This window comes from Aeromonas salmonicida (assembly GCF_028355655.1).
Classification (GTDB): domain Bacteria; phylum Pseudomonadota; class Gammaproteobacteria; order Enterobacterales; family Aeromonadaceae; genus Aeromonas; species Aeromonas salmonicida.
In genome coordinates this window covers 4,103,780-4,122,500 of record NZ_CP110645.1, presented here as the reverse complement: position 1 = coordinate 4,122,500, position 18,721 = coordinate 4,103,780, and the positions used below count along the sequence as shown (strand labels likewise).

General features: G+C 58.1%; 15 protein-coding genes, 1 tRNA gene and 2 rRNA genes (1 of these 18 only partly in view). 16 read left to right on the top strand and 2 right to left on the bottom strand.

Annotated elements, in window-relative coordinates; all coding sequences use genetic code 11:
• From ONZ54_RS19130 to ONZ54_RS19115, 4 genes are all read left to right on the top strand, one after another.
• A 23S ribosomal RNA gene (locus ONZ54_RS19130) occupies window positions 1–914 on the top strand (it extends 1,969 nt beyond the left edge of the window).
• A gap of 121 nt (window positions 915–1,035) precedes the next feature.
• Window positions 1,036–1,150: ribosomal RNA gene (rrf, locus tag ONZ54_RS19125) — 5S ribosomal RNA — on the top strand.
• Between the two features lie 97 nt (window positions 1,151–1,247).
• Window positions 1,248–1,324 (top strand) — tRNA-Asp (locus tag ONZ54_RS19120).
• Between the two features lie 235 nt (window positions 1,325–1,559).
• The gene (locus ONZ54_RS19115; RefSeq protein WP_271786922.1) at window positions 1,560–2,060 is read left to right on the top strand and encodes an NUDIX hydrolase; all 501 of its coding nucleotides are present in this window, start codon (window positions 1,560–1,562) and stop codon (window positions 2,058–2,060) included.
• A 62-nt stretch (window positions 2,061–2,122) separates the two neighbouring features.
• Here the strand turns inward: ONZ54_RS19115 and ONZ54_RS19110 are convergent, their stop codons facing one another.
• Both ONZ54_RS19110 and ONZ54_RS19105 read right to left on the bottom strand, forming a co-directional pair.
• Window positions 2,123–3,412, bottom strand: a complete 1,290-nt coding sequence (locus ONZ54_RS19110) for a HAMP domain-containing sensor histidine kinase (RefSeq protein WP_271786921.1) — start codon at window positions 3,410–3,412, stop codon at window positions 2,123–2,125.
• Window positions 3,409–4,089: a response regulator transcription factor gene (locus ONZ54_RS19105; RefSeq protein ID WP_125608756.1), complete on the bottom strand. Its 681-nt coding sequence runs from the start codon at window positions 4,087–4,089 to the stop codon at window positions 3,409–3,411. Before ONZ54_RS19105 ends, ONZ54_RS19110 begins: the two co-directional genes overlap by 4 nt.
• 149 nt (window positions 4,090–4,238) lie before the next feature.
• On the opposite strand from ONZ54_RS19105, the gene ONZ54_RS19100 reads away from it, so the two are divergent.
• The 12 genes from ONZ54_RS19100 (at window position 4,239) to srlR (ending at window position 18,708) form a co-directional block, all read left to right on the top strand.
• Window positions 4,239–5,393, top strand: a complete 1,155-nt coding sequence (locus ONZ54_RS19100) for an efflux RND transporter periplasmic adaptor subunit (RefSeq protein ID WP_271786920.1) — start codon at window positions 4,239–4,241, stop codon at window positions 5,391–5,393.
• A 2-nt stretch (window positions 5,394–5,395) separates the two neighbouring features.
• Entirely contained in the window at window positions 5,396–7,345 is a 1,950-nt protein-coding gene (locus tag ONZ54_RS19095) for a MacB family efflux pump subunit (protein WP_416995597.1), read from the top strand.
• Between the two features lie 280 nt (window positions 7,346–7,625).
• Window positions 7,626–9,773 carry a prolyl oligopeptidase family serine peptidase gene (locus tag ONZ54_RS19090; protein WP_271786919.1) on the top strand — a complete coding sequence of 716 codons (2,148 nt, stop codon included), beginning with the start codon at window positions 7,626–7,628 and terminating at the stop codon, window positions 9,771–9,773.
• A gap of 214 nt (window positions 9,774–9,987) precedes the next feature.
• A complete protein-coding gene (locus ONZ54_RS19085) occupies window positions 9,988–12,141 on the top strand; it encodes an AsmA family protein (protein WP_271786918.1) in 2,154 nt (717 codons plus the stop codon).
• Window positions 12,142–12,315: 174 nt separating this feature from the next.
• Entirely contained in the window at window positions 12,316–12,855 is a 540-nt protein-coding gene (locus ONZ54_RS19080) for a GNAT family N-acetyltransferase (protein ID WP_271786917.1), read from the top strand.
• 72 nt (window positions 12,856–12,927) lie between these two features.
• A complete protein-coding gene (locus ONZ54_RS19075) occupies window positions 12,928–13,662 on the top strand; it encodes an SDR family oxidoreductase (RefSeq protein ID WP_271786916.1) in 735 nt (244 codons plus the stop codon).
• A gap of 935 nt (window positions 13,663–14,597) precedes the next feature.
• Complete coding sequence (gene srlA, locus ONZ54_RS19065; RefSeq protein WP_005318636.1) at window positions 14,598–15,155, top strand: PTS glucitol/sorbitol transporter subunit IIC; 558 nt, start codon at window positions 14,598–14,600, stop codon at window positions 15,153–15,155.
• 20 nt (window positions 15,156–15,175) lie between these two features.
• Window positions 15,176–16,165: a PTS glucitol/sorbitol transporter subunit IIB gene (gene srlE / locus ONZ54_RS19060; RefSeq protein WP_155603030.1), complete on the top strand. Its 990-nt coding sequence runs from the start codon at window positions 15,176–15,178 to the stop codon at window positions 16,163–16,165.
• Window positions 16,166–16,192: 27 nt separating this feature from the next.
• Entirely contained in the window at window positions 16,193–16,555 is a 363-nt protein-coding gene (locus ONZ54_RS19055; RefSeq protein ID WP_017413165.1) for a PTS glucitol/sorbitol transporter subunit IIA, read from the top strand.
• An 81-nt stretch (window positions 16,556–16,636) separates the two neighbouring features.
• A complete protein-coding gene (gene srlD, locus ONZ54_RS19050) occupies window positions 16,637–17,416 on the top strand; it encodes a sorbitol-6-phosphate dehydrogenase (protein ID WP_058395280.1) in 780 nt (259 codons plus the stop codon).
• A gap of 82 nt (window positions 17,417–17,498) precedes the next feature.
• Window positions 17,499–17,855, top strand: coding sequence for a transcriptional regulator GutM (locus ONZ54_RS19045; protein WP_005318643.1), 357 nt, complete (start codon window positions 17,499–17,501; stop codon window positions 17,853–17,855).
• An 88-nt stretch (window positions 17,856–17,943) separates the two neighbouring features.
• On the top strand, window positions 17,944–18,708 hold the full coding sequence (gene srlR / locus ONZ54_RS19040) for a glucitol operon DNA-binding transcriptional repressor SrlR (protein ID WP_087757173.1): 765 nt from the start codon (window positions 17,944–17,946) through the stop codon (window positions 18,706–18,708).
• Window positions 18,709–18,721: the final 13 nt, after the last annotated feature.

Genomic DNA, 18,721 nt, shown 5'->3' with positions numbered 1-18,721 from the left:
GTCTCCACCCGAGACTCAGTGAAATCGAATTCGCCGTGAAGATGCGGTGTACCCGCGGCTAGACGGAAAGACCCCGTGAACCTTTACTACAGCTTGGCACTGAACATTGAACCTACATGTGTAGGATAGGTGGGAGGCTTTGAAGGCGTGACGCCAGTTGCGCTGGAGCCGTCCTTGAAATACCACCCTTGTATGTTTGATGTTCTAACGCAGGGCCCTGAATCGGGCTCGCGGACAGTGCCTGGTGGGTAGTTTGACTGGGGCGGTCTCCTCCCAAAGAGTAACGGAGGAGCACGAAGGTTGGCTAATCCTGGTCGGACATCAGGAGGTTAGTGCAATGGCATAAGCCAGCTTAACTGCGAGACGGACAGGTCGAGCAGGTACGAAAGTAGGTCATAGTGATCCGGTGGTTCTGAATGGAAGGGCCATCGCTCAACGGATAAAAGGTACTCCGGGGATAACAGGCTGATACCGCCCAAGAGTTCATATCGACGGCGGTGTTTGGCACCTCGATGTCGGCTCATCACATCCTGGGGCTGAAGTCGGTCCCAAGGGTATGGCTGTTCGCCATTTAAAGTGGTACGCGAGCTGGGTTCAGAACGTCGTGAGACAGTTCGGTCCCTATCTGCCGTGGGCGTTGGATGATTGAAGGGAGTTGCTCCTAGTACGAGAGGACCGGAGTGAACGAACCTCTGGTGTTCGGGTTGTCACGCCAGTGGCACTGCCCGGTAGCTAAGTTCGGAATCGATAACCGCTGAAAGCATCTAAGCGGGAAGCGAGCCCTGAGATGAGTCATCCCTGACCCCTTGAGGGTCCTAAAGGGCCGTTGGAGACCACAACGTTGATAGGTGGGGTGTGTAAGCGCGGCGACGTGTTGAGCTAACCCATACTAATTACCCGTGAGGCTTAACCATACAACACCCAAGAAGTGTTCTAAGGCTTGTAGCAAATCGAAGAACTACTACCTAATTCAGTGATAACGAAGCCAACAGGCAAATCGTTATTCACGTCAGCTTTCTCAGATTGAAGAATTTGCCTGGCGGCCATAGCGCCGTGGAACCACCTGATCCCATGCCGAACTCAGAAGTGAAACGCGGTAGCGCCGATGGTAGTGTGGCATTCGCCATGCGAGAGTAGGACACTGCCAGGCACCCAATTAAACAGTTGTGCACAGATTGCATGATTGGCCGAGAGGATGACACCTCATTGAAACGGCAGACAATTTAGCGAAAAGCTAGCCAAATAGCGGAGCGGTAGTTCAGTTGGTTAGAATACCGGCCTGTCACGCCGGGGGTCGCGGGTTCGAGTCCCGTCCGCTCCGCCAATAAATTGAGAAGCCCAGTCGAAAGACTGGGCTTTTTTTCGTGTATTTTTTGCCAATTTGCATCACAGCCAAGCTCCAACACAACAAGGCTTTCCCGCTTGGGAGGGCCTTTTGTATTTCGGCTCAGGGGCTCACTTGCTTGTAGTTCCTGCCGAGCAGTGGGCTCTATGCAGGTTGATTTGAAGAGGCTTTGCGGCATACAATGCACTTTGGTTTCAAATGGGAGGTGGCCTCTATGTTTTGCCCGCGCTGTGGTATCGAATCGCTGCAAAAACGCAGCGAGAAAGAGTTTGCCTGTGGTTGTGGTTTCCACTATTTCCAGAATGTGGCGTCGGCCGTGATGGTGGCGCTTTGCTGGCAGGATGAAGTGCTGGTTGCGGTGCGAGGGCGGGAGCCTGGCAAAGGACTGCTGGATCTGCCCGGTGGTTTCGTCGATCCTGGTGAGTCGCTGGAGGCCGCATTGGTTAGGGAGCTGAAAGAGGAACTGGGGCTGGATCTGGGGAGAGAGGCGCCTCGCTATCTAGGCTCCTTTGCCAACGTCTACCCCTATGACGATGTTGTCTATCACACCTGCGATACCGTCTTCATGCTGGAGCTGGCACACAAACCTGCTGTCGTTGCGGCCGATGATGTGGCCGCCTGTGAGTGGCGCAAGCTGGCCGGGATTTCGCCCACAGAGTTTGCTTTTTGCTCCACCGCTGCTGCCATCACCCAACTGCAACGCTTGCGGGGGTAAGCGGCTGATCCATTGTCCCAGGCGCCGCGAACTAGGGCAGCGAGAATGCTGAGCATGAATGGCTAGCCCGGCAGGGAGAGGGTGACTATCAAACCGCCGTTATCGCCGTTTCTGGCCTCGACCCGGCCGCCCTGTGCCTGAATGGCTTTACGAGTGATGGCGAGTCCCAACCCATAGCCCTTGCCTGCAGAAGGGGACCCGATCCGCACGAAGGGATCGAACATGCTGGAGAGCTTGGTCTCGTCCACCCCCATGCCTTGATCCGCCACCTCGATGGAGAACTCTCCCCCTTGCCTGTGCAGGGTCAGGGTGATGGAGTGACCCGGGTGAGAGAAGCGCAGGGCATTGCGTACCACATTGTCGAGCGCGCGGCGGATAAGCTCAGCCTGACCGCAGATGGTGTGGTCCACCGCCTCATCCACCAGTTGCCTAATCTCGACACCCATGTGCTGTGCCTCGTAGCGGGCATCGCTCACCACTGCCTCAACCAGGGCTTGCAGATCGTAATACTCCTCACAGTCCCGTTCACCGTGGCTGGCACGGGTGAGGGTGAGCAGTTCGCCGATCATCTTGTCCATGCGATGGGTTTCGAGCTGGATCCGCGCCAGGGATCCCTCGATCCTGGCCGGATCCTGTTGGGCCAGACCGATAGCCAGTTGCAGGCGTGCGAGGGGAGATCGCAGCTCGTGGGAGACGTCGTGCAGCAGCTGTTCACGGCTCTCGACCAGCAGTTGCAACCGCTCGGCCATGGCATCAAAGTCACGGGCCGCCTCGCTGATCTCGTCGTGGCGTCGTCGCATCAGAGGATAGAGACGCACGCCCAGATCACCCTGGGCGAGACGCTCGAATCCCTGCCGAAACTGGTTCATGGGGCGGGTCAGATGCCAGGCGAGCAGGGCGCTGAAGAAGAGACCGCCGAGGCCGCCTATCCACCACATGGGCGGCGGCATGTTGAGCCAGTCGTTGCGTCGCGGCGGCGGTGCCAGTTGTTGCTGCAGGCCGGACGTGTCGTAACCGAGCCAGTAACGCTGGCCATCGGCTCCTTTGACAGTGCGGGTAAGCAGTTGGGGGAAAGGGGATTGGGCGGCTTCACTCTGCTGGATATGCAGAAGCGGGCGTTCCTCGGCGGGCCAGCTGGTCGTCAGGGTGTTCAGGGTGGCGGGCCCCTTTTCTTGCAGCAGGGTCGCCGCCGAGTTCAGTTGCCGCCCGGCCAGCTGCCGCGCCATTCTCTCCTCTGGCGGCCCTTCATGGCTGTAGAGACTGAAAGCGACCCATAGCAGCTGGCTCATCATTATGATGGTGAACCAGAAGCCGAACAGTATCTTCCAGAACAGGTGGCCCTTGAGGATCATGTCAGCCGGTATCCTATGCTGCGCACCGTCTCTATGCCGATGGCCTCACCCGCCAGCGCCTGCAGCTTCTGGCGGATATTGCAGATGTGCACGTCGACGCTGCGATCATAGGGCTCGCGCGGGCGGCCCAGTCCGTGCAGGGATAGCTCATCCTTGCTGACTACCCGCTCCGGCGCCCGCAGCAGCAGTTCCAGCAGATTGAATTCCGTGGCGGTCAGCTCCAGTGGCTCGCCTTGCCAGTGACACTGGCGAGTGGCGGGGGAGAGGGTCAGTTCCGCCAGACGCAAACCGTCACTCTTGCCAGCTGGCGCCGGTGCAGGTTCGACTCGTCGCAGCACGGCCCTCAGCCTGGCGACCAGCTCTCTGGGGTAACAAGGCTTGGGCACATAGTCGTCGGCCCCCATCTCCAGTCCGATCACCCGGTCGATGTTGTCCCCCTTGGCGGTGAGCATGATGACGGGGATCTTGCTGTCGTGGCGGATCTGGCGCAGCACCTCGCTGCCGTTGATATCGGGCAGCATGATGTCGAGCACCACGGCCACATAGTTGCCGGAAAGGGCGTGTTGCACACCGCTCTTGCCGGTCAGCACATGGGTGGTGACAAAGCCTTCGCCGCTCAGATATTCACTCAGCATGGCGCCAAGCTCCAGATCATCGTCCACCAATAGGATCTTCATTGCTCTTCTCCCTCTCGAGTCGGCGCCATTTTCCCGTGTCTGCATGCGGCTGGCAGCTGCTTTTACGCAATCCTTACACTGCCCTGCAGGAGGCTTAACCGGGCATTGGGGTACATTGCGCTGGCTTGTTTCATCCAAGGATATCCCCGATGACCCGTACCCGTCTCTTCGTTGTCCGTCTGCTGCTGCCAGCTCTCTTGCTGATTGCGGTGGGCTGGTTTTTCAGCGCGACCGGTGCGGCGCCGGTGGCTTCCTATATCACAGCCACCGCCGAGCGGCGCGATCTGGAGCAGAGCGTGCTGGCTGACGGTACCCTGCAGGCCCAGAAGCTGGTGAGTGTGGGGGCGCAGGTCTCCGGCCAGATCAAGGTCTTGCACGTTGCGCTCGGGGATCAGGTTAAGCAGGGCGATCTGCTGGTCGAGATCGACGATCTCACCCAGCAGAACGCCCTCAAGGATGCCGAGGCCGCCCTCGACAATGTGCAGGCCCAGCTGGCCTCGCGTCGGGCGACCCTGCGCAACAATGGGCTGGTGTTCGATCGTCAGCGCAAGGTGCTGGCTCGGGGGCTCGGTAGCCAGGCCGACTATGACAACGCAGAGGCGACACTTATCGCCACTCGCGCCGATATCCGGGCGCTGACTGCGCAGGCGGTGCAGGCCCGCATCGCCGTGGATACCGCCAGAGTCAATCTGGGCTATACCCGCATCGTCGCCCCCATGGCGGGCACCATAGTGGCCATTCCGGTGGAGCAGGGACAGACGGTCAATGCGGTGCAGAGTACTCCGACCATCGTCAAGGTGGCGCGGCTCGACACCATGACGGTGGAGGCCCAGATCTCGGAGGCGGACGTGATCAGGGTGAGCACGGACCTGCCCATCTACTTCACCATACTGGGGGCGCCCGAGCAGCGTTACGAGGCCAGGTTGCGCGCCATCGAGCCCGCGCCGGACTCCATCAATGATGACACCAGCAGTTCGACCACCACAGCCGTCTATTACAACGGCCTGTTTGAGGTGAGCAATCCGGAAGGCGCCCTGCGCATCGGCATGACGGCTCAGGTACATCTGGTGCTGGCGACCGAGCGCAATGCGCTGGTGATCCCGGCCATCGCCCTGAGCGGTGACAGGGTGCAGGTGGTGGATGGTGCGGGCAAGCTGCAGTGGCGTCAGGTGAAAGTGGGCCTCAACAACAAGGTGGATGCCCAGATCCTGAGCGGCCTCGAGGCGGGAGAATCCGTGGTGGTGAGCCAGTTGACGGCCCAGAACCAGCAGAGCGGGCGCATGGGCCCGCCCATGGGGATGTGATCATGACCCAGCCACTGTTGCAGCTGAGCGGGATCCAACGTCACTTCGGTGAGGGGGGTCAGCGGGTACAGGTGCTCAAGGGGATCGACCTGACCATAGAGAGGGGGGAGATGGTGGCCATCGTCGGTGCCTCCGGCTCCGGCAAGTCGACCCTGCTCAATATTCTGGGCTGCCTCGACCAGCCGAGCGACGGTCATTACCGGGTTGCCGGTCAGGAGACGAGCAAGCTTGCCGGGGATCAACTGGCGGCGCTGCGCCGCGAGCATTTCGGTTTCATCTTTCAGCGCTACCACCTGCTGGGGGATCTCAGTGCCCGCGACAATGTGGCGTTGCCAGCCATTTATGCCGGTCTGGCTGCCGGTGAGCGGCAGGCCGGGGCAGAGACGCTGCTGCGCAGGTTGGGGCTGGGTACGCGGCTCGACTACAAGCCGAGCCAGCTCTCCGGTGGCCAGCAGCAGCGAGTCAGCATAGCCCGTGCCCTCATCAACGGTGGTCAGGTGATACTGGCAGATGAACCGACTGGCGCGCTCGACAGCCACAGTGGCACAGAGGTGCTCGGCATACTGCATGCCTTGCATGAGCAGGGTCACACCCTGGTGATAGTGACCCATGACATGAGCATTGCCGAGCAGGCCGAGCGCATCATAGAGCTCAAGGACGGGGAAGTGGTGGCCGATCGCCGCCGCGTGCCGGCATCTGACCCCCAACCTTTTCAGGATAAACCCCGGCCTGGTCGCTCTGCATGGGGTGGCGGGCTGGACAGGTTTGCCTCTGCCTTCAGGATGGCGCTGCGGGCCATGCAGGCTCAGCGGATGCGCACCTTCCTCACCATGCTCGGCATCATCATAGGTATTGCCTCCGTGGTTTCCGTGGTGGCGCTGGGGCGTGGCTCCCAGCAACAGGTGCTGGCCAACATCAATGCCATGGGCACCAGCACACTGGAGATCTTTCCCGGCAGCGGCTTTGGGGATAAGCGGGCCGAGGCGATACAGACCTTGCGGACCGAGGATGCCGATGCCCTGGCCGGGCTCGATTATGTTCACAGCGTGACCCCCAGTCTGGCGACCAGCACCACGCTGCGCCGGGGCAGTCAGGCTGTCTCCGGCACGGTAAACGGGGTGGGGGATCAGTTCTTTCAGGTGCGCGGCTATCGGGTGTTGCAGGGCATGTTGTTCGATGCCGGTAGCGTGGCCAGTCTGGCGCAAGAGGTGGTGATAGACGCGAACAGCCGGGATCGACTGTTCGATGCGGGGGAATCACCCCTCGGGCAGGTGATCCTGCTGGGCAAGCTGCCGTGCCGGGTGATCGGTGTGGTGGCCCGCAATCAGAGCGGCTTTGGCAGCGACGAGAACCTCAATGTCTGGATCCCTCACACCACGGCCATGAAGCGGATGCTGGGTCAAAGTTATCTGCGCAGCATCAGCGTGCGGGTGCAGGATGAAGTATCCTTGGCCGCCGCCGAGGATGGTCTCACCCGGCTGCTGCGCCAGCGCCATGGCAGCCAGGATTTCTTCGTGCTCAACACTGACAGCATCCGTCAGGCCATCACCAGCACCACTGCCACCATGACGTTGCTGGTCGCCATGATAGCGCTCATCTCCCTGGTGGTGGGCGGCATAGGGGTGATGAACATCATGCTGGTGTCGGTGACGGAGCGTACTCGCGAGATAGGTGTGCGGATGGCGGTAGGCGCCAGGGCCAGCGACATCATGCAGCAGTTTCTGATCGAGGCTGTGCTGGTCTGCCTGCTGGGGGGCGCAGCCGGAGTGCTGCTCTCCCTGCTGGTCGGAGTCTTGTTCGAGCACTTCAGCAGCCAGTTTGCCATGCGTTACTCCGCAGGCGCCGTGCTGGCTGCCTTCTTCTGCTCGAGCCTGATCGGCGTGCTGTTCGGTTTTTTCCCGGCTCGTCGGGCGGCGAGGATGGATCCCATCCATGCACTTGAGCGGGAGTAACCAGACTTTCGGCGCCTTCGTGCGCCAACTCATTCGCATCCGGGGACGGGAGCTCATCCCTCTTCAACCCCCGGGTGCGGATTGGCCGGACGGCATGGACTGCCAGTCTGGCAAGCCTGAACTGTGTCATTGACGTGACACGCCCTGCTCTGCGCAGGTTTTTCAACCGGGCCCCGTGCCCGGTTTTTTTACGCCCTCCTTTACCGTATTGAGGGGGATGCGATGGACGCGGCTCTTTGTTAACCTGCCTGTTTCACCCGAACCGCAGGGAGCTGCATCGATGCGATCCATTGTCAGCCTGCTGGCTTTGTCACTGCTGTGTGCTTGCAGCAGCCACTCAACCCGAGAGGATGTCATGTCAGGGAAAGAGCGCCTTCACTACCCCGTCACCCGCCAGAGCGATCAGGTGGATCACTACTTCGGTCACGCCGTGGCCGATCCCTATCGCTGGCTGGAAGACGACCGCAGCGCGGAGACCGAGGCCTGGGTCAAGGCCCAGAACAGTGTCACCCGGGATTATCTGGCACGTATTCCGTTTCGCGATGCCATCAAGGACAAACTGGCCGCCTCCTGGAACTACGCCAAGGAGGGGGCGCCGTTTCGCGAGGGGTGCTACCACTACTTCTTCAAGAACGACGGCTTGCAGAACCAGAACGTGCTGTGGCGCCAGCAGGCGGGCAAGCCGGCCGAGGTGTTCTTCGATCCCAATACCCTCAGCCCCGACGGCACCACGGCGCTGGATCAGCTGAGCTTCTCCCGGGACGGCCGCATCCTGGCCTATTCCTTGTCCCTGGCCGGCAGCGACTGGCGCGAGATCCACCTGATGGACGTGGAGAGCAAACAGCCCCTTGAGGCCCCCCTCAAGGACGTGAAGTTCAGCGGCATCAGCTGGCTGGGCAACGAGGGCTTCTTCTACTCGAGCTACGACAAACCCGATGGCAGCGAGCTGTCGGCCAGGACGGATCAGCACAAGCTCTACTTCCACCGACTCGGCACGGCGCAGCAGGATGACCGCCTGGTGTTCGGTGCCATCCCGGCCCAGCAGCACCGCTACGTGGGGGCAACCGTGACCGAAGATGATCGCTACCTGCTCATCTCGGCGGCGGACTCCACCTCCGGCAACCGCCTCTATGTGAAGGACCTGAGCGAGGAGAACGCGCCGCTGCTGACGGTGCAGGGGGATCTGGATGCGGACGTGAGCCTGGTGGACAACAAGGGCAGCACGCTTTACTTGCTGACCAATCGGGATGCTCCCAACCGCCGGCTGGTGACTGTGGATGCGGGCAACCCCGGCCCCGAACATTGGCGCGATCTCATCCCCGAGCGCCAGCAGGTGCTGACGGTGCACAGCGGCAGCGGCTATCTGTTTGCCGAATACATGATGGATGCCACCGCCCGGGTCGAGCAGTTCGACCATGACGGCACACGGATTCGCGAGGTGGCGCTGCCCGGTCTTGGCAGCGTCAGCGGCTTCAACGGCAAGCAGGATGATCCCGCGCTCTACTTCGGTTTCGAGAACTATGCCCAGCCCCCCACCCTCTACCAGTTCGAGCCAAAGAGCGGGGCCATCAGCCTCTATCGCGCCTCGGCGGCCCCCTTCAAGCCCGAGGAGTACGTCTCAGAGCAGCGCTTCTACCAGAGCAAGGATGGCACCCGGGTGCCGCTCATCATCAGCTACCGCAAGGGGCTGAAACTCGATGGCAGCCATCCCACCATCCTCTATGGCTATGGCGGTTTTGACGTGAGCCTGACCCCGAGCTTCAGCGTGGCGGTCGCCAACTGGCTGGATCTGGGAGGCGTCTATGCGGTGGCCAACCTGCGGGGCGGCGGCGAGTATGGTCAGGCCTGGCACCTGGCGGGCACCCAGATGAACAAGCAGAACGTGTTCGACGACTTTATCGCGGCGGCCGAATACCTGAAGGCTGAAGGCTATACCTCCAGCGACAGGCTGGCTGTGCGAGGTGGTTCCAACGGCGGTCTGCTGGTGGGGGCCGTCATGACCCAGCGGCCGGATCTGATGCGTGTTGCCTTGCCTGCGGTGGGGGTGCTCGACATGCTGCGCTATCACACCTTTACCGCCGGGGCTGGCTGGGCCTACGACTACGGTACCAGCGCCGACAGCGAGGCCATGTTCGACTACCTGAAGGGCTACTCACCGCTGCACAGCGTGCGGGCCGGTGTCAGCTACCCCTCGACCATGGTGACCACGGCGGATCACGACGACCGTGTGGTGCCAGCCCACTCCTTCAAGTTTGCCGCCACCTTGCAGGCCGACAACGCCGGGCCCAACCCCCAGCTCATTCGCATCGAGACCAATGCCGGGCACGGAGCAGGCACGCCGGTGGCCAAGCTGATCGAGCAGAGCGCGGACATCTACGCCTTCACCTTGTACGAGATGGGCTACCGGCAGTTGCCGCGTCTACCCTGACCCATGCGGGATGGGCTACTGGCCGTTGCCGACCAGACCATGACATCAGGGCCCTGCGGGGCCCTTTTCTTGTGGCCGGTGAGCGACTCACGCCTTGTGCTCCCATGTCGCGACCATCCCTGTCTCGCCATTCTCCCGTTTTGGATGGAGGGGGCCATCTGCCCCGTCCCCGGTGGTATAGTCAGCCACAGGATCAGCATTCAAGGAGTCCATCGTGAAGAAGATCATTTACATCTTGCTGGGGCTGGCATTGGCCGCCCTGGTAGTCATCACAGCCCTGGTCAAGCTGATTGACCCCAATGAGTTCAAGCCACAACTGGTGGAGCAGGTACGCAAGAGCACAGGCCGCGAGCTGGTGATGGAGGGGGATATCGGCTGGCGTTTCTGGCCGAGTCTGGGTCTCTCCCTAGAGCGGGTGGCGCTTCGCAACCCGGCTGGTTTTGCCGAGCCGGATCTGGTGCGCTTCGAGCGGGGGGATGCCTCGGTCGCCGTGTTACCCCTGCTCTCCCATCGACTGGACATTGGCGAGGTGACCCTGACCGGTGCCCATCTGTTTATCCAGACCAAGGCCGATGGCAGCTCAAACTTGAACGATCTCATCAAGACGCCTGAGGCAGCAAAGGACAGCAAGCCCGCGCCAGGTGGCCAGAGCCAGCCCCCTGCGAGCAATGGCCAGACCTGGCAGATCACTTTGCAGGGAGTGGTGCTGGAGCAGGCCAGTGCTCTGGTGCAGGACGATCGCAACGGTACTCTCTCCCGGCTCGATCAGCTCGATCTCGCTCTCGGCCAGCTGACGCCGGGTCAGTGGGTGCCGGTGACCCTGGCCGCCAAGGGGGCGCAAGGCAAGCTTGCCTTCGATATCAAGGGGGAAGGAGAGGTCAAGCTGGCACAGGATGCGCTGGCCAGCGAGCTGAAAAACCTGAGTCTGAGCGGCAGCCTCAGCCAGCCGCAACAGCGGCTGGATAGCTTCTCGGTCAAGGCCGATCGGCTGGCACTGGGAGAGTGGAGTAGCCTCACCCTGAACCTGCAAGGCGCCCAGCTGGAAGGTGACCAACCGACTCTGGCCGGCTCGCTGGAGGGAACCCTCAAGGCGCGAGTAGACAAGGGTTTGCAACTGGTCGAAGTCTCGGATGCGAAGCTGGCGGCCAATCTGCAAGGTAAAGCACTGCCACGCCCGCAGATGAACCTCAAACTGGCAGGGTTTGCCCGCGCCGAGCTGGATCAGCAGAAGATCACCCTGAGCAAGCTGGTGATGAGCGCCGACGATGCCCTGCTCCGTGGTGAAGGGACGGTGCGACTCGGTGCCGTGCCCAAGATTGAATTTGATCTCAAGGGCGACAAGCTGGATCTCGACAGCTGGCTCGGCGAACCGGCAACGGTCAAGGCAGCCGCTCCGGCGCAGCCCGCTGCGGCGAAAGCGGGTGATAAAGGCACAGTGCCCGCCAAGGCTGCCAAGGGACTCTCGACGGTAGAACCGGACCTGAGCGCGCTCAAGGCATTCGATCTTGCCGGGCGCTTGCAGCTTGATAGCCTGCGGTTGAAGGGGCTGGACTTGAGCACCGTCGATCTGCAACTTGCCCTGGCCGGTGGCCAGTTCACCCTCAAGCAATTCAGTGCCGGTGTGGCCGGTGGTCAGGTGACCGCCGAGGGTGCAATAGATGCGCGTCAGCAACCAGCCCGTTATCAGGTACACAAACGGGTGCAAGGGGTGAATGTGCGCCCGCTGCTGCAAACCCTGGCCCAGAGCGATCTGCTGGAAGGCAAGGGGGATCTCGAGGTTCAGGTGCAGGGCTCGGGACTGTCTGAGCAGGCGCTGCGCGACAAGATGCAGGGCAAGGTGAGCCTCAAGTTAAGCGATGGTGCCCTGCATGGCATCAACCTGGCGGAGATGATCCGCGAGGCGCGAGCAACTCTGACCGGCAAGGGGACAGATCAGGTCAAGGAGGCACGCAAGACCGACTTCAGCGCCCTCACCGCCAGCTTCCAGTTGGCGAACGGCGTGGCGCGCAGCGACGATATCCAGCTGTTCGCCCCGGCACTGCGAGTGCGGGGTCAGGGTCAGACGGCATTGGTGCCCCAAACCCTCGATTTTCTGTTCCTCACCTCCATAGTGGAGAGCAGCAAGGGCCAGGGGGGCAAGGGGGTGGATGAGCTGAAGGACATCACAATACCGGTACGCATCGGCGGCCACTGGCAGGCCCCTACCTATCGGCTGGATGTGAAAGACCTGCTCACCAACAACAAGGTGCTGGAGGAGAAGGCCCGCAAGGAGGCCGAGCGCGGTCTCAAGAAGCTGTTGGGTGACAAGGCTGACAACGACGCTGTCAAAGGGGTGGCCGATCAGCTGCTCAAGGGGCTGTTCAAGTAGCAACTCCTTCCTGTTATTGCCATTCAGAGCCCGCCCCGTGCGGGCTCTTTGCTGCCGCTTGTCCATGCGTCGGAGGGCAGGCGGCAAGAGAGCCATGGCTGCTTCTGGTTAAAAATGGGGATGTACCCTTGTCCCAAAGGTGATATCACTGTTGTTTTGCCAAGGAGTAGATGAATGAGTCGAAGTGAAGTAGTGAGAGAGATATCCCATCCAGACTGGCCTCTGGTCTGGCAGATCTATCGCAGCAGCTTCCCGCACTACGAGCAACGCCAGCCGCAACATCAGCAGGTCAAGATGGCGGATCCTCACTTTCACTGTCAGCTCTTTTATCAAGGCGACTTGCTGCTCGGCTTCATCTTCTGGTGGGCCTGCGGCGAGCAGATCTATATCGAGCATCTGGCCATCAATCCGGCCCTGCGCGGCCAGAACCATGGCTCCCGCCTGCTGGCTGACTTCTGCGAGACGGCTGGGAGCTCTGTTATCCTGGAGATTGATCCGCCAGAGGATGAGATTGCCATCCGGCGGCTGCGCTTCTACCAGTCGCTGGGCTTTTGTCTCAACGACCATGACCATGTGCATCCGCCCTATCATCCTGACTATCAGGGGCACAAGCTGCGGGTGTTGAGCTACCCAGATCCCATCAACCTCTATGAGTACCAGCAGTTCAACCGGACGCTGGTGACACGGGTGATGGATCATGGCATGACTGCCTGACCGGCATCCTGGTTGGCCCGCGATCGGCCAGTATCGGAGACCGGCAATCAGGGTGAAGAACAAGGAGGTTCAATGAACAGGAATGTGCTGATCACGGGTGGCAGCCGTGGGATAGGGGCGGCCACTGCCCGCTATCTGGCGGGGCAGGGTTATCATATCTGCATCAACTATCGCCATGACTGGCAGGCTGCCGAGACGCTGGTGGCACAGATCCGGGCGCAACATCCGGTATCCTGCATAGCGGTGCAGGCGGATATCAGCGTCGAGGCCGAGGTGGTGCGCCTGTTCGAGGAGATGGACGAGCGGCTCGGGGTGGTCACCCATCTGGTCAACAACGCCGGTATCTTGCAGCCACAGATGAAGGTGCTGGAGATGAGCGCCGAGCGCATCAACAAGACACTGACCACCAATGTGACCGGCTATTTTCTCTGCTGCCGTGAGGCGGTGCACCGCATGACGGCGGGCTGCGCCATCGTCAATGTCTCCTCGGCTGCTGCTCGTCTGGGCTCGGCGGGTGAATACGTGGACTATGCCGCTTCCAAGGGGGCCATAGACGTGCTGACCAAAGGCTTGTCGCTGGAGGTGGCGGCACAGGGGATCCGGGTCAACGGGGTACGCCCTGGCTTTATCTACACAGAGATGCATGCCGACGGCGGTGAACCCGACCGGGTGGAGAGGGTGAAAAACCAGATCCCGCTGCAGCGGGGCGGCCAGCCAGCCGAGGTGGCCGCCGCCATTGCCTGGCTGCTGTCTGACGAAGCCTCCTACACCACCGGCACCTTTATCGATCTTGCCGGGGGGCGATAGCACAGGCCGTGCGGATGGTGGTTGCAACAAGGGGCGCTGAAGCGCCCCTTTTCATTGATCCAGCCGAGCCTTGTTTCACTCCCCCAACAGCCGTTGCCAGACCGCTCCGTTCGGTCAGCAACTGGTTGTCACCCACCTTGCGGGAGGTCTACGGGAGATTGCGGTGATGACCCAGGTGGCGGATCTCCAGATAGGCGTGTTTCAGCCCTTTCGTCTGCTCCTGGGGGATGCCCCCCATGACAAACTCGGTCATCGCCCTAGATGGGACGGGCTCGTACCAGCAGCCTGTTGGTACTGCTCACAGGCGCAGGTAGAACGGGCGGCTGTCGATGGCTCGTGCCCGTCTTTGTCGCTGTCGGGGTTGCCGCCGTGCAAGAACACCAGACCCGAGCCCGTAGCCGAGCGCGAGACCGCGTTGCTCTCTCACAGCCACTTCGGGCGGTATCCCGTAGCGTTTGCTCATCTTGGTCCAGCGGCCTGATTGACCACCAGGGCATCAGTCGTGGCGCTCTCATACAGGGTTTGCAGGCTTCACTGCTCAGCTTGAAGCCCAATAAGTGCGCCCGTTTTTCAGTGAATTGCCATGTAGTTGAACGATGGGGGCTAGCTTTGATTTTCAATATGAAAAATTCGATAGATGTAGAATTGCTGCTGTAACGATTCAGCTTGTTGTGTTTAACAATTTTTGAGATTGTCAGCCCTGGCTTGCTCGCCACAGGTGGCATCGTTAGCGACACTCAAGGGTAAAAACGGAAAAAGTGCTACTTAAATCACACATTGAAAATCATTTTGTGAAAACCGTCTTTCATTGTGAAAGTATTGGGTCGCTGGGATCGCACGCTATCAAGGAAGCAGCCAAACCCCCGTCACACAGCTGAAGTCATCCACATTCTGTGTGCCCTTATCAACCACTGGAGTTACTTGAGGACTACACCATGGATATCATTATTCATGCAGCGGAATGGTTCATTGGACTGTTCCATAAAGGAGGTGAGGTATTTGTCGGCATGATGACTGGCATTCTTCCCTTGCTCATATCCCTGATGATCGCAATGAATGCCTTGATTGCATTCATTGGTCAGGAACGAGTGGAACGCTTGGCCGCAAAAAGCGCTGGCAATCCCATTTCCAGATATTTGATACTGCCGGTCATTGGCACATTTGTTTTTATGAACCCGATGACCCTCAGTTTGGGGCGTTTTCTGCCTGAACGATATAAGCCATCTTATTATGCAGCAGCCTCCTACAGTTGCCATTCGATGAATGGTCTATTTCCTCATGTTAATCCTGGTGAGCTGTTCGTTTATCTTGGTATCGCAAGTGGGCTGACTCAGCTTGGTTTGCCATTGGCACCTTTGGCCATGAGTTATTTATTGGTTGGCATGATAAGTAATTTTTTCCGCGGCTGGGTAACAGATTTGACGACGGCATTTGTTGAACGTCAGCAAGGGATTTATCTTAGTGGCGAAGTCAATATTAAAGTCACTGCTTAAGTTCACTCAGGAGTTTCATCATGGATAATGTACTCTATATAACAAAAGGCGCTTCGGGTTGGGGTGGTCCACTGATTGTGCCGATCAAGCCTGGCAATAAAATCCTGTATATCACGGCAGGTACCCGCCCCGATATTGTTGACAGAATGGTAGAATTGTCCGGCATGGAGGCGGTGGATGGCTTCAAGTCTTCTGTGCCCGAGGAAGAGATCGCAGTCGTCATCATCGACTGTGGTGGTACGCTGCGGTGTGGTCTCTATCCTAAAAAGAAAATTCCTACTGTGAATATTCATTCCACCGGTAAAAGCGGGCCAATGGCACAGTTTATCGTTGAGGATATTTATGTTTCCGGAGTCACGCCTGATAATATCAGGTTGCAAAATGCCAGCGGGGATGTGTCTACAGAGGCAGCCCCACAGACCTTGGTTCAGAATGCAGAAAAACCTCAATACGACAGTAGCAAAAAACTGAGTGAGCAAAGTGACAGCTTGCTTGCAAAAATAGGGATTGGCATGGGCGGGGTCATGGCAACCTTCTTTCAGGCTGGTCGGGAAACCATCAACACTGTCATCAACTCCATTATTCCCTTCATGGCATTTGTATCAATGTTGATTGGGGTAATACTGGCTTCTGGAATCGGTGATGTGATAGCGCATGCACTTATTCCGCTAGCTCAGAATCCGGTTGGTCTAATCATACTGGCACTTATTTGCTCTTTTCCGTTTCTCTCTCCCTTTCTTGGACCGGGGGCCGTTATTGCACAAGTCATTGGTGTCTTGGTCGGAACCCAGATCGGTTTGGGTAACATACCGCCTCATCTGGCATTGCCCGCTCTGTTTGCTATCAACGCCCAGGCTGCTTGCGACTTCATACCTGTTGGGTTGAGCCTGGCAGAGGCAAAACCAGACACGGTACAGGTTGGTGTCCCATCGGTACTTTATTCCCGTTTTCTAACGGGAGCACCTACGGTTGCTTTTGCCTGGTTTATTTCATTTTTCATTTATCAGTAATCACGCTTGTAGAGAAGGACACAGACAATGCTCTATCGGACGCAAGTAACTCAGATTGGGGAATTCGCAACAGAATCACTCAATGAAAATATGATGATTATCTTCAATGATAATGCACCAAAGGATGTCGCTGACTATTGTTTCATTCATCCAGATGCCGAGTTGAATGGTGAGATTCTGGTAGGTGGACAATTTTTATTAGGCGCAATCAGCTATCCCATTACGGCGGTTGGCTGTGTAGTAAGCCACAACCTTGATGCATTGGGTCATATTACCATTCGATTTGATGGCGCTTCAGAAGCTGAATATCCGGGGACTGTCCATGTCAATGGCACATGCCCAAAGGCTCTGGAGATTGGCACAGAAATCATATTTACATCGAATCACTGAAAACTCACACCCCCTCTACACATTATTGAGTTTGGTCGCTCTGATGTAGAGGAGGGTGAGATACAACCTTGGGAGAATAACATGTCTAAAGTAGCGCTGATAGTTGGTAGCGGTAAAAGCCTGGGAGCTTTTCTGGCCAAAGGGTTGGCTGATGATGGCTATCGTGTGGTCGTCGCCGATCTGGATGGCGAGGCTGCCCGGAAAACAGCGGATGAAGTGGCTCATGACCATGGTGCAGAAAATGTCATGTCGATTCAGGCCAATGCCATTCAGGAAGCAGACGTCATCCGTATGGTAAACGCCATTGATGAGCGCTTCGGTCGTATCGACCTGCTGGTATACAATGCGGGAACGGCTACCGCCGCCAAGATCGACAGCTTTCCTCTCGCTGATTGGCATCGCTCACTGGATATCAACCTGACAGGTTATTTCCTTTGTGCAAAAGAAGTGGCGCGGATCATGATACGGGAGTCTCACGGTGGTCGTATCATCCAGATAAACTCCAAATCTGGCAAAGTGGGTTCCAAGCATAACTCGGCTTATTCAGCTGCAAAGTTTGGTGGTATAGGGCTGACGCAATCTCTGGCTCTGGATCTGGCAGAGCACAACATCACAGTGCATTCACTGATGTTGGGAAATTTGCTCAAGAGTCCCATGTTCCAATCGCTAAAACCCCAGTATGCGGTGAAGCTGGGCATTCCAGAGGATCAAGTGGAACAGGCTTATATCGACAAAGTTCCCCTCAAACGTGGCTGTGACTTTCAAGATGTACTCAATGTGTTGAAATTCTATGCCAGCGACAATGCTTCTTACTGTACTGGCCAGTCCATCAATATTACTGGTGGTCAGGTCATGTTTTAAGTCCATCATGGCTTGTCACCAGATATTTCGGCAGTGCATGAGGCACTGCCGTTTCACTTTGTTTTCGTCAGTGAGGTAACTAATGGATACGGTAAATGCCTTGATTTTTGTTGCATTGACTGCATGGATTTTGCAAATGGTCTTGGGATTTTTCCAATTAAAATCTTTCAACCGTATGTTGCAGGAGCTGAGCCGAAAAGGAGTGGTCAGGATAGGCCGGACAGCTTCCCGTTGGCGGCCACGCACCCTGGTGGTACTCGTCCATGATGCAGAAGGCGTGATCCTTGATGCTCGCCTGATGAAAGGGATCAGCACCTTTACACGCCCCAAGCCACTAACCGCGTTATTGCACGCTAGTTTGCCCCTGAGTGAGCAGGATGTGACTGGGTTATCTCCCTCCATCCGGGAGGCGATAGCGTGCGCTTTATCAACTAAGTGACGTTTTTCCTGTACATTTGTTTTCATTTTGAAAAAATGGAGGTAGATTCCTGAACTGGTCAGACTTTTAATCACTGTGAGAATCCTGAATGTCTATAGAAACTCGACGCGATATGCTGGTTCGTTATCTACGTGAAAATGGCAGAACGTCAGTGAAGGAGCTGGCTGACTATTTCAACATCACAGGAGCCACAGTTCGTAGCGATCTTCGCTTTCTGGAGCAGGCACAGCTGGTGATGAGGCGGTATGGCGGGGCGGAGGCATTCAATGGTGCCGCTCTGGAAGACCGTACCATGGACGAGAAAACCACGCTCAATTTGAACATCAAGCAGCGTATCGGGGCCAAGGCTGCCAGCCTTGTGCAAAATGGTGAGTCAATCGTGCTCGACAGTGGCAGTACCACCTTGCAGATGGTGCCCTGGCTGGCTGAACATGTCGGACTCAAGCTGATGACCAACAGCCTGCACATCATGAATGAAGCGGCAGCCCTTGAGAGCTCCCTGACATTGCTGATGCCAGGCGGCACCTATCGCAAACGCTCCGCTTCCTTTCATGGCAAGTCGGCCGAGCAGGCTTTTCGGGACTTCACCTTCGACAAACTCTTTATCGGCGCCGATGGTTTTGATGTTGAACAGGGGATCACCACCTTCAACGAGGCATATCAAGTGAGTCAGGCCATGTGCCAGTCAGCGAAAAAGATCATAGTGGTGACCGACTCCTGCAAATTTGGCCAGCGAACTCCCAACGTGGTCGTACCGATCGACAAGATAGACATCATCATTACCGACCCCGGGATTAGCGATGCGGACCGTGAGGCACTGGAACGACAGGGTATCGAGATCTTGCTGGTTTGATGCCCGATCCAGG

What these genes read in the sequence shown, in the direction of transcription:
- ONZ54_RS19115 (WP_271786922.1), top strand. Translation starts at nt 1,560, where the DNA reads ATGTTTTGCCCGCGCTGTGGTATCGAATCGCTGCAAAAACGCAGCGAG.
- ONZ54_RS19110 (WP_271786921.1), bottom strand. Translation starts at nt 3,412, where the DNA reads ATGATCCTCAAGGGCCACCTGTTCTGGAAGATACTGTTCGGCTTCTGG.
- ONZ54_RS19105 (WP_125608756.1), bottom strand. Translation starts at nt 4,089, where the DNA reads ATGAAGATCCTATTGGTGGACGATGATCTGGAGCTTGGCGCCATGCTG.
- ONZ54_RS19100 (WP_271786920.1), top strand. Translation starts at nt 4,239, where the DNA reads ATGACCCGTACCCGTCTCTTCGTTGTCCGTCTGCTGCTGCCAGCTCTC.
- ONZ54_RS19095 (WP_416995597.1), top strand. Translation starts at nt 5,396, where the DNA reads ATGACCCAGCCACTGTTGCAGCTGAGCGGGATCCAACGTCACTTCGGT.
- ONZ54_RS19090 (WP_271786919.1), top strand. Translation starts at nt 7,626, where the DNA reads ATGCGATCCATTGTCAGCCTGCTGGCTTTGTCACTGCTGTGTGCTTGC.
- ONZ54_RS19080 (WP_271786917.1), top strand. Translation starts at nt 12,316, where the DNA reads ATGAGTCGAAGTGAAGTAGTGAGAGAGATATCCCATCCAGACTGGCCT.
- ONZ54_RS19075 (WP_271786916.1), top strand. Translation starts at nt 12,928, where the DNA reads ATGAACAGGAATGTGCTGATCACGGGTGGCAGCCGTGGGATAGGGGCG.
- srlA (WP_005318636.1), top strand. Translation starts at nt 14,598, where the DNA reads ATGGATATCATTATTCATGCAGCGGAATGGTTCATTGGACTGTTCCAT.
- srlE (WP_155603030.1), top strand. Translation starts at nt 15,176, where the DNA reads ATGGATAATGTACTCTATATAACAAAAGGCGCTTCGGGTTGGGGTGGT.
- ONZ54_RS19055 (WP_017413165.1), top strand. Translation starts at nt 16,193, where the DNA reads ATGCTCTATCGGACGCAAGTAACTCAGATTGGGGAATTCGCAACAGAA.
- srlD (WP_058395280.1), top strand. Translation starts at nt 16,637, where the DNA reads ATGTCTAAAGTAGCGCTGATAGTTGGTAGCGGTAAAAGCCTGGGAGCT.
- ONZ54_RS19045 (WP_005318643.1), top strand. Translation starts at nt 17,499, where the DNA reads ATGGATACGGTAAATGCCTTGATTTTTGTTGCATTGACTGCATGGATT.
- srlR (WP_087757173.1), top strand. Translation starts at nt 17,944, where the DNA reads ATGTCTATAGAAACTCGACGCGATATGCTGGTTCGTTATCTACGTGAA.